Origin of the sequence: uncultured Phyllobacterium sp. (assembly GCF_902479695.1) — a bacterium.
Taxonomy (GTDB): Bacteria; Pseudomonadota; Alphaproteobacteria; order Rhizobiales; family Rhizobiaceae; genus Phyllobacterium; species Phyllobacterium calauticae.
This window is the reverse complement of the sequence record NZ_CABSQF010000081.1, coordinates 1-7,868: the sequence shown is the minus strand read 5'-3', so window position 1 is coordinate 7,868 and position 7,868 is coordinate 1. Positions and strand designations below refer to the sequence as shown.

Sequence of the window (7,868 nt, the reverse complement as noted above, 5' to 3'; positions counted from 1 at the left end):
CGGTCAACATGGCGGGGCTTCCCGGCATCGCCGTGCCTGCCGGACTGGACAGCCGGGGCCTGCCGCTTGGCCTGCCGCTGATCGGACGCCCGTTCGACGAGGAAACCCTGTTCCAGACCGCCTATGTCATCGAACAGGCCGCAGGCAGGTTCAACGCGCCGAAATGGTGGTAATCAGGCCTGCCACGCAAGCCGACATCGCGGCACTGGCCGCGGTCGGCTCACGGGCCTGGGCATCGAATATTTTCTCGTTTGAACCGGAACTGCCCGGCATGCGCGCGCATGTCGAGCGTGCCTACCAGGCCTTTGCCGAGGAACATTTTGCCCGCGTGCTGGTTGCCGAGGTGGATGGTGTCATTCTCGGCTGGGGCGCGCGCGAAAAGAACGATGACTACATCTCGGATATGTGGGTCGATCCCGGCCATCAGGGGCAGGGCATCGGTTCGCTCCTGCTCAAGGCGCTGAAAGCCGATATTGCCGCCGCGGGATATGCAACCGCCCGGCTTGAATCCCATGCGCGCAATGCGGGTGCCATACGCCTGTACGAGCGTGAGGGCTTTGAAATCGTGCATCAGAGCCTCGAATGGTCGGAGAGCCTCGAACGCAAGATCGAGAAGGTCAAAATGCTGGCGAACCTGACGTAGGAACTTTCAATGTTTTTCTTTGTTTCCAAGGTGTTCTGGTTCGTTGCTCAACCCTTGAATTTTTCCATTCTGCTGATGGGCCTCGCATTTTTTGCCGTGTGGTTCTCCTGGCGGCGCATGGCGATGACCGCATCCGCCGGGGCATTTCTGATCCTGGGGCTGGCCGTCTGGAGTTCGCTGGGCGCGCTTCTCATGCATCCGCTGGAAGACCGGTTCCAGCGCCCGTCGCCCGCACCGTCGCATGTCGATGGCATCATCGTCCTTGGCGGCGGTTTTGAGGGCGGGGTCAATCTGGTGCGCGGCGGCTACGAGCTCAATGCCAGCGGTGACCGCTTCGTAGAAACGGCGGTGCTGGCGCGGCGTTACCCCGAGGCAAAGGTTGTGGTCACCGGCGGCGGCGGTACGCTGGTGCTGGAGGGCGAGGGCGATGCCGCCACGGCGCCGCGCCTGTTGACGGCGCTCGGCGTTGCCGCCGACCGGCTGGTTCTCGAAAATGAATCGCGCAACACCTACGAGAATGCCCAGTTCACCAAAAAGCTGCTCGACATCAAACCCGGCGAGACGTGGCTGCTCGTCACCTCCGCCTTCCACATGCCCCGTTCGGTCGGGCTGTTCCGCAAGGCAGGCTTCGACGTGGTGCCGTGGCCTGCCGATTACCGCACCTCCGGCATCGAATATCCCGGATTTGCCCAGGACAACCCGATCGATTCCCTGCAGAACCTGACGATTGTCCTGAAGGAATGGGTCGGGCTTTTCGCCTATTGGGCGACCGGCCGCACCGATGAACTGTTGCCATCGCCATGATGAAGCAGGTGGACGTTCTCATCATCGGCGCGGGCGCTGCGGGCATGATGTGCGCTGTCGAGGCGGGCAAGCGCGGCCGCTCGGTGCTCATCGTCGATCACGCCAAGGCGCCGGGCGACAAGATCCGCATTTCCGGCGGCGGGCGCTGCAATTTCACCAATCTCAACGCCGCCCCGCAGAACTACATCAGCAGAAACCCGCATTTCTGCATTTCCGCGCTGCGTCGCTATACCCAGCGCCATTTTATCGCGCTGGTCGACCGCTATGGCATCGCCTGGCATGAAAAGACGCTGGGCCAGCTGTTCTGCGACGGTTCGGCCAAGCAGATCATCGATCTCCTGGTCACGGAGATGAAACAGGCCAATGTCGAGCTGCGGTTGCAGACGGTGGTGGAGTCCATTGAAGCAACGACGGATGGCTATACCGTTGCGCTGTCCGGCGAGCGCGTGCGCTGTACCTCGCTGGTGGTCGCCTGTGGCGGCAAGTCCATTCCCAAAATGGGCGCAACCGGCTTTGGCTATGATGTTGCCAGGCAGTTCGGCCTGGCGCTGACCGACATCCGCCCGGCGCTGGTGCCGCTGACCTTCGATGACAACACGCTGGCGCCCTTGAAACCCCTGTCCGGTATTTCCGTCGATGCCGTCATCAGCCACGGCAAGACAAAATTTGCTGAAGCCATGCTCTTCACCCATCGCGGTCTCAGCGGCCCGTCGATCCTGCAGATATCGTCCTATTGGCGCGAGGGCGACACGATCAGCGTCGCCATGCTGCCGGGTGTCAAAATTCTTGACGCGCTGCGCGCCGCCCGTGCGCACAATGGCCGGCAGGCGCTGCAGACAGCCCTGTCGGAGCTTCTGCCGAAGCGGCTGGCGCAGCTGATCGCCGAAAACAGCGGCATCCACAGCCATCTCGCCGATGTCTCCGACAAGCAGTTGCTCGGCGTCGAGAAGGCCATCAATGAATGGCAGGTCAAGCCCGCCGGGTCCGAAGGCTACCGCACGGCGGAAGTCACGCTGGGCGGTGTCGACACGGACGGGCTCGACCAGAAGACGATGGAAGCCAAATCCGTCAAAGGCATCTACTTCATCGGTGAAGTGGTCGACGTGACGGGCTGGCTCGGCGGCTATAATTTTCAGTGGGCCTGGTCATCCGGCTGGGTGGCAGGGCAGGCGGTTTAGGAGAAAGCAGTGATGGATGATCTGAACTGGCGGGTCGAGGAAGCGTGTTTCAATGCGTGGCCGTCGCCGCGGCAGGTTCTGCATAGCGGCTGGCTGATGCGGTTTTCCGGCGGCGGCGTTCGCCGCACCAACTCGGTCAATCCTTTGCGCGGACCGCGCGCCGAACCCGCCGGCGTGATCGATGCTGCAGAAAAACTCTATGGCGCGCTCGGGCGCGACTACATTTTCCGGGTTCCGACCATCGCCGATGAAATGGAGTCGCATCTGGTCGAGCGCGGTTACCGTTTCGAGGGTGGCAGCACGGTTCTGCACTGCGACCTGCGCCGCCATCGCCCAGGCGGCGCTGCTGCCGCCGAACTGTCGCGCGAGATGACGCCGGGCTGGTCGCGTGACGGCAAGCGCATCTCCGGCTGGTCGGATGATGAGCAGGCGGTTTTCACCGATATGATTGCCTCCATCGTCGTGCCAAAGGCCTTTGCGTCCGTCACCATGGACGGCCGGATCGTCGCCAAAGCCTATGGTGCCATCAGCAATGGCCTGCTGGTGCTGGAATCCGTTGCCACCGATGCGGATTACCGCAAGCGCGGCTATGGCCAGCGGGCGGTTGGAACCTTGCTCGACTGGGCGCGGGACGAAGGCGCCGAGGGTGCCTGCCTGCAGGTTATCACCGACAATCAGCCGGCGCGGGCGCTCTATGCCTCGCTGGGTTTTGACCGCGAACTGCACAGCTATCACTATCGCCGGAAACCATAGTCGGCAAGAATCTCCGGCAATGCCGTTAATCGAATTGCCTGATGCCGGGAAACCTGCTTCCCTGACGGCACAGCGTGTCTGTTGAAGCCGCTGTGCAGTCAAACTGGGAGGGAAGACAGCCATGTGGATCAAACTGACCGACGTCAACGGCGATCACATCACACTCAACTTTGCCCATGTCGTATCGTTCAACCCTTACGGGACGGGAACGCACATCGTGACCGTAACCGCTGGTCTGACCTTCTTCGTCAAGGAGACGATTGACCAGATCCAGCGCAAGGTCGGCATCGAGGCCATTTAAGCCGCAACGCGATCACCCCGGTTGCAAAGCCCTTGATGCGTGGTTCGACAAGCTCACCATGAGGGAGGATGAGGATTGCAGGGAGCCAGGTTCTGCAATCTTTCCGATTGGCCTTGTCACCACATCACTTCCCTCATGGTGAGCTTGTCGAACCGCGCACCACAACCACGTGCTCAGCCTCTGCCATGCCTGTTGCGTTAACCATAAGAGTGGGATCATCCCGGCCAAAATGGCCTTTTACTGTTGTTTCATAGTGTAATATTTACGTGATATTTACGGACGGGGAACCTTTTTACGATTTGTTGGTTTTATTCAAACGAGAGTCAAAATCGGATACAAATAGTGATTTGTTAAATCGTTTGAATTTTCTTAGTGTCACAATGCATCCGAAATACAGACGCATGCTGAAACAGGATTATTCTCTTGGCGAGAGTAGTTTAACTAGAGGTGTGAACAATGCTAACAATAAATAAAGAAACGTCGTCGCCGTCTGAAGCACGTGTCATCAAACTGCCGAAGGTCGGCGTGAAGTCGAGCGCAACAATGGTCAAGGCCGCCGCCAAATTGGCAGAGCCATGCGACAAGCGCACCATTTCGCAGATCCTTCGCGAATCCAGCGGCGGCTTCAGCTTCCGCCGTTAATTTCCCGGTTTCCAATTCCCGGCATTACAGTCTTGAATACCGATATCCCGCCTTAAAGCGGGATATTGTCATGTTTCTTCCAGGGATTTTCGAGATCCTTGTTGCGCAGCATGCGCAGTGCCCGCGACACCCGCTTGCGCGTGGAATGGGGCATGATCACCTCATCAATGTACCCACGCTCGGCCGCCACGAACGGCGACAGGAACCTGTCCTCGTAACGCTTCGTGTGCGCCGCGATTTTCTCCGCATCGCCAATATCCTTGCGGTAGATGATTTCCACCGCGCCCTTGGCACCCATCACCGCGATCTGCGCCGACGGCCAGGCATAATTGATGTCGCCGCGCAGATGCTTGGAGGCCATCACGTCATAGGCGCCGCCATAGGCCTTGCGCGTGATGATGGTGATCTTCGGCACCGTTGCCTCCGCATAGGCGAACAGGAGCTTGGCGCCATGCTTGATGAGGCCGCCATATTCCTGCGCCGTGCCGGGGAGGAAGCCCGGCACGTCGACGAACGTGACGATGGGAATGTTGAAGCAGTCGCAGAAGCGGACGAAGCGCGCCGCCTTGCGCGAGGCATCGCTGTCCAGCACGCCCGCGAGAACCATCGGCTGGTTGCCGACGATGCCGACGGTGCGGCCCTCGACGCGGCCGAAGCCGACGACGATGTTTTTGGCAAAACTTTCCTGGATCTCGAAAAAATCCGCCTCATCGACGGTTTTGCGGATCAGTTCCTTGATGTCGTAGGGCTTGTTGGCATTGTCCGGCACCAGCCGGTCGAGCGAGTAATCCGGCTCGTCCGTATCCTGGAAACATTCGATCTCGGGAATATCGGCGGTGTTGGATGCCGGGAGAAAATCAATCAGGCGGCGCATCTGCAACAGGGCGGCCACGTCATTGTCATAGGCGCCGTCGGCAATCGACGATTTGGTGGTGTGGATCGACGCGCCGCCCAGCTGCTCGGCCGTCACCGTTTCATTGGTCACGGTCTTCACCACATCCGGCCCGGTGACGAACATATAGGACGTGTCGCGCACCATGAAGATGAAATCCGTCATGGCCGGGGAATAGACGTCGCCACCCGCACACGGTCCCATGATCACCGAAATCTGCGGGATGACGCCTGACGCAAGCACGTTGCGCTGAAAGATTTCCGCATAGCCGCCGAGCGCCGCCACGCCTTCCTGGATACGCGCGCCGCCCGCATCGTAAAGCCCGATGACCGGCGCGCGGTTGCGCAGGGCCATGTCCTGGATTTTCTGCACCTTTTCCGCATGCGCCTCGGAAAGCGAGCCGCCGAACACGGTAAAATCCTTGGCGAAGACGAAAACCGTGCGCCCGTTGATGGTGCCCCAGCCGGTCACGACGCCATCGCCGGCAAATTTTGTCTCTTCCATGCCGAAATCGGTCGAGCGGTGTTCGACGAACATGTCGAACTCCTCGAACGAGCCTTCGTCGAGGAAAATGTCGATGCGTTCGCGCGCCGTCAGCTTGCCGCGCTTGTGCTGGGCCTCGATCCGCGTCTTGCCGCCGCCCTCCCGCGCAATGGTCCTGCGGCGTTCCAGCTCGATCAGCACATCCTTCATGGCATCCTCCTCATTGTGACATTTCTGATATCAGGACAAACCGGCCTGCGAAAGCGGTTTGTCGGCGATATCAAACGGCCGTCGCGGTGAAATTCCGGCCGCGTGATTGCTATCCCGTCCCAAGTCGGGCTAAGCCTGTTCCTGGAGTCCTGTCGGACAAAACTGTTTCGGGGGAAACATGGAAGGCTCGCCACAACCACGGTTCGGCCGTCCGGCTGAATATACCGGTCACCGGTTTTCGTTTTCCGGCACCGCCAAGGAGTATTTCGGCATCTGGATCGTCAATGTATTGCTGACGATTGTGACGCTCGGCATCTATTCCGCCTGGGCAAAGGTGCGGCGCAATCGTTATTTCTACGGCAATACCAAACTGGCCGATGGCCGGTTCGATTATCACGCCCGGCCGAAGCAGATTCTGATCGGCCGCATCCTCGTCGTCGGCTATCTCATCCTCTACAATATACTGCTCCGGTTTTCGCCGCTCCTCGGCGGGCTGCTCGGCCTGGTGTTCATCGCCGCGATCCCCTGGCTGATTGCGCGCGGCCTGCGTTTCAGCGCACGCGTTACCAGCTACCGCAATGTGCGCTTCGATTTCACCGGCGGTTATTGGGGTGCGGTCAGGGCGTTTTTCCTCAGCAGCCTTGTGGCGGGGATTTCCTTCGGCCTGCTCGCGCCCATCGCCAGCCGGTGGACCTTGCGCTACACGCTCGGCAACCTGCGCTATGGCGGCAAGGTGTTTTCGCCGGACCCGACGATCGGCTCGCTTTATCGCGTCTGGGTTTTACCTGCCGTACTGACGGTTGCCGGACTTTTTCTTTTCGGAATCCTGATCGCCGGCGCATCGGCCGGGCTTGCGGCAATGAAGGCGGAGGCTTCGAGCGGCGAAGTGGCATTCATTCTGCTCATATATCTTCTGTTCGTGCCCGTGCTGCTGATCTATGCCGTCACGGGACTGCTCTATTCCGCCGGCATACGCAACGCCGGTCTGAGTGCCACGACATTCGATGACAGGCACTATCTCTATTCCGACATGCCGCGCTGGACCTATGCCTGGGTGATGATTTCCAATCTGGTTGTCACCATCGTCACCCTCGGGCTGATGCGGCCCTGGGCCGCCATCCGGCTGGCGCGCTTCCACGCGGACTACACGGCCATTGTCTTTGATGGCGATGTCGGCGAGATTTTCTCGGATATCAAGGACAGCGGTTCGGCTGTCGGTTCGGAATTCATGGATATCGAAGGTATCGACTTTGGCTTCTGACATGGGAAAACTGACGACAGGCCTCTGGTACCGCGAAGGATCGAGCGCGGGCCGGGGAGCCAGTCTGGTTTTCGCCGACGCTGCCGTATCGGTCGTTGCCGTGGATGGAACGGTCCTGTCCGCCGCCGCCTTCGATCAGATCGGCATCAGCGACCGTGTCGGGTCGATACCGCGGCGGCTGACCTATCCCGATAGGACCAGTTTCGAGACGATGGACAATGACGCCATCGATGCGCTTGTGGCGGCGCAGAAGGGGCGCAGCGCCGGGTGGATACACCGGCTGGAGCGGTTCCATCCCCGGCTGCTGGCTCTCGCCCTCCTGACCTTTGTCTTCGCCTTCTCGATCTACCGCTTTGCCGTGCCCGCGCTGGTCGAAGTCGCCGTTGTGGTCACGCCGCCGGTTGTCCCCGCCCTCATGTCGAAAGGGACGCTGCAAACGCTCGACACCACGGTTTTCTCGCCCAGCACTGTGCCGGATGCCGACAAGGTCAAGCTGAATGACGGCTTCGGCAAACTCGCGGCCAAATCCAGCCTCGGCGCTGGCGGCTTCAATCTGAATTTTCGCGATGGCGGCATCATCGGCCCCAATGCCTTCGCCTTGCCGGACGGCACGGTCGTCATCACCGACCAGCTGGTCAGGCTGGCGGATGGCGACACGGACATGCTGCTCGGCGTGCTTGCCCACGAGATCGGCCATGTGG

General features: G+C 60.3%; 10 protein-coding genes. 9 read left to right on the top strand and 1 reads right to left on the bottom strand.

The window, feature by feature from the left end:
* From RDL77_RS24420 to RDL77_RS24390, 7 genes are all read left to right on the top strand, one after another.
* A partial coding sequence (locus RDL77_RS24420; RefSeq protein WP_288195076.1) for an amidase family protein occupies positions 1 to 173 on the top strand: 173 nt, incomplete at its 5' end.
* Entirely contained in the window at positions 164 to 643 is a 480-nt protein-coding gene (locus RDL77_RS24415; RefSeq protein ID WP_288195073.1) for a GNAT family N-acetyltransferase, read from the top strand. The genes RDL77_RS24420 and RDL77_RS24415, both read left to right, overlap by 10 nt.
* A gap of 9 nt (positions 644 to 652) precedes the next feature.
* The gene (locus RDL77_RS24410; protein WP_288195072.1) at positions 653 to 1,447 is read left to right on the top strand and encodes a YdcF family protein; all 795 of its coding nucleotides are present in this window, start codon (positions 653 to 655) and stop codon (positions 1,445 to 1,447) included.
* Complete coding sequence (locus RDL77_RS24405) at positions 1,447 to 2,625, top strand: NAD(P)/FAD-dependent oxidoreductase (protein WP_288195075.1); 1,179 nt, start codon at positions 1,447 to 1,449, stop codon at positions 2,623 to 2,625. Before RDL77_RS24410 ends, RDL77_RS24405 begins: the two co-directional genes overlap by 1 nt.
* A 12-nt stretch (positions 2,626 to 2,637) precedes the next feature.
* A complete protein-coding gene (locus RDL77_RS24400; RefSeq protein ID WP_288195071.1) occupies positions 2,638 to 3,378 on the top strand; it encodes a GNAT family N-acetyltransferase in 741 nt (246 codons plus the stop codon).
* A gap of 121 nt (positions 3,379 to 3,499) precedes the next feature.
* Positions 3,500 to 3,679 (top strand): flagellar FlbD family protein, encoded by a 180-nt coding sequence (locus RDL77_RS24395; protein ID WP_223615147.1) that lies wholly within the window; start codon positions 3,500 to 3,502, stop codon positions 3,677 to 3,679.
* Between the two features lie 456 nt (positions 3,680 to 4,135).
* Positions 4,136 to 4,321, top strand: coding sequence for a hypothetical protein (locus RDL77_RS24390; protein WP_223615146.1), 186 nt, complete (start codon positions 4,136 to 4,138; stop codon positions 4,319 to 4,321).
* A gap of 52 nt (positions 4,322 to 4,373) precedes the next feature.
* Here RDL77_RS24390 and RDL77_RS24385 read toward each other — a convergent pair whose 3' ends face one another.
* On the bottom strand, positions 4,374 to 5,906 hold the full coding sequence (locus RDL77_RS24385; protein WP_223615145.1) for an acyl-CoA carboxylase subunit beta: 1,533 nt from the start codon (positions 5,904 to 5,906) through the stop codon (positions 4,374 to 4,376).
* Positions 5,907 to 6,084: 178 nt separating this feature from the next.
* On the opposite strand from RDL77_RS24385, the gene RDL77_RS24380 reads away from it, so the two are divergent.
* Positions 6,085 to 7,167, top strand: coding sequence for a YjgN family protein (locus RDL77_RS24380; protein WP_288195069.1), 1,083 nt, complete (start codon positions 6,085 to 6,087; stop codon positions 7,165 to 7,167).
* A 1-nt stretch (position 7,168) separates the two neighbouring features.
* Positions 7,169 to 7,868, top strand: a 700-nt coding sequence (locus RDL77_RS24375) for a M48 family metallopeptidase (protein WP_288195067.1), incomplete at its 3' end; no start/stop codon positions are given.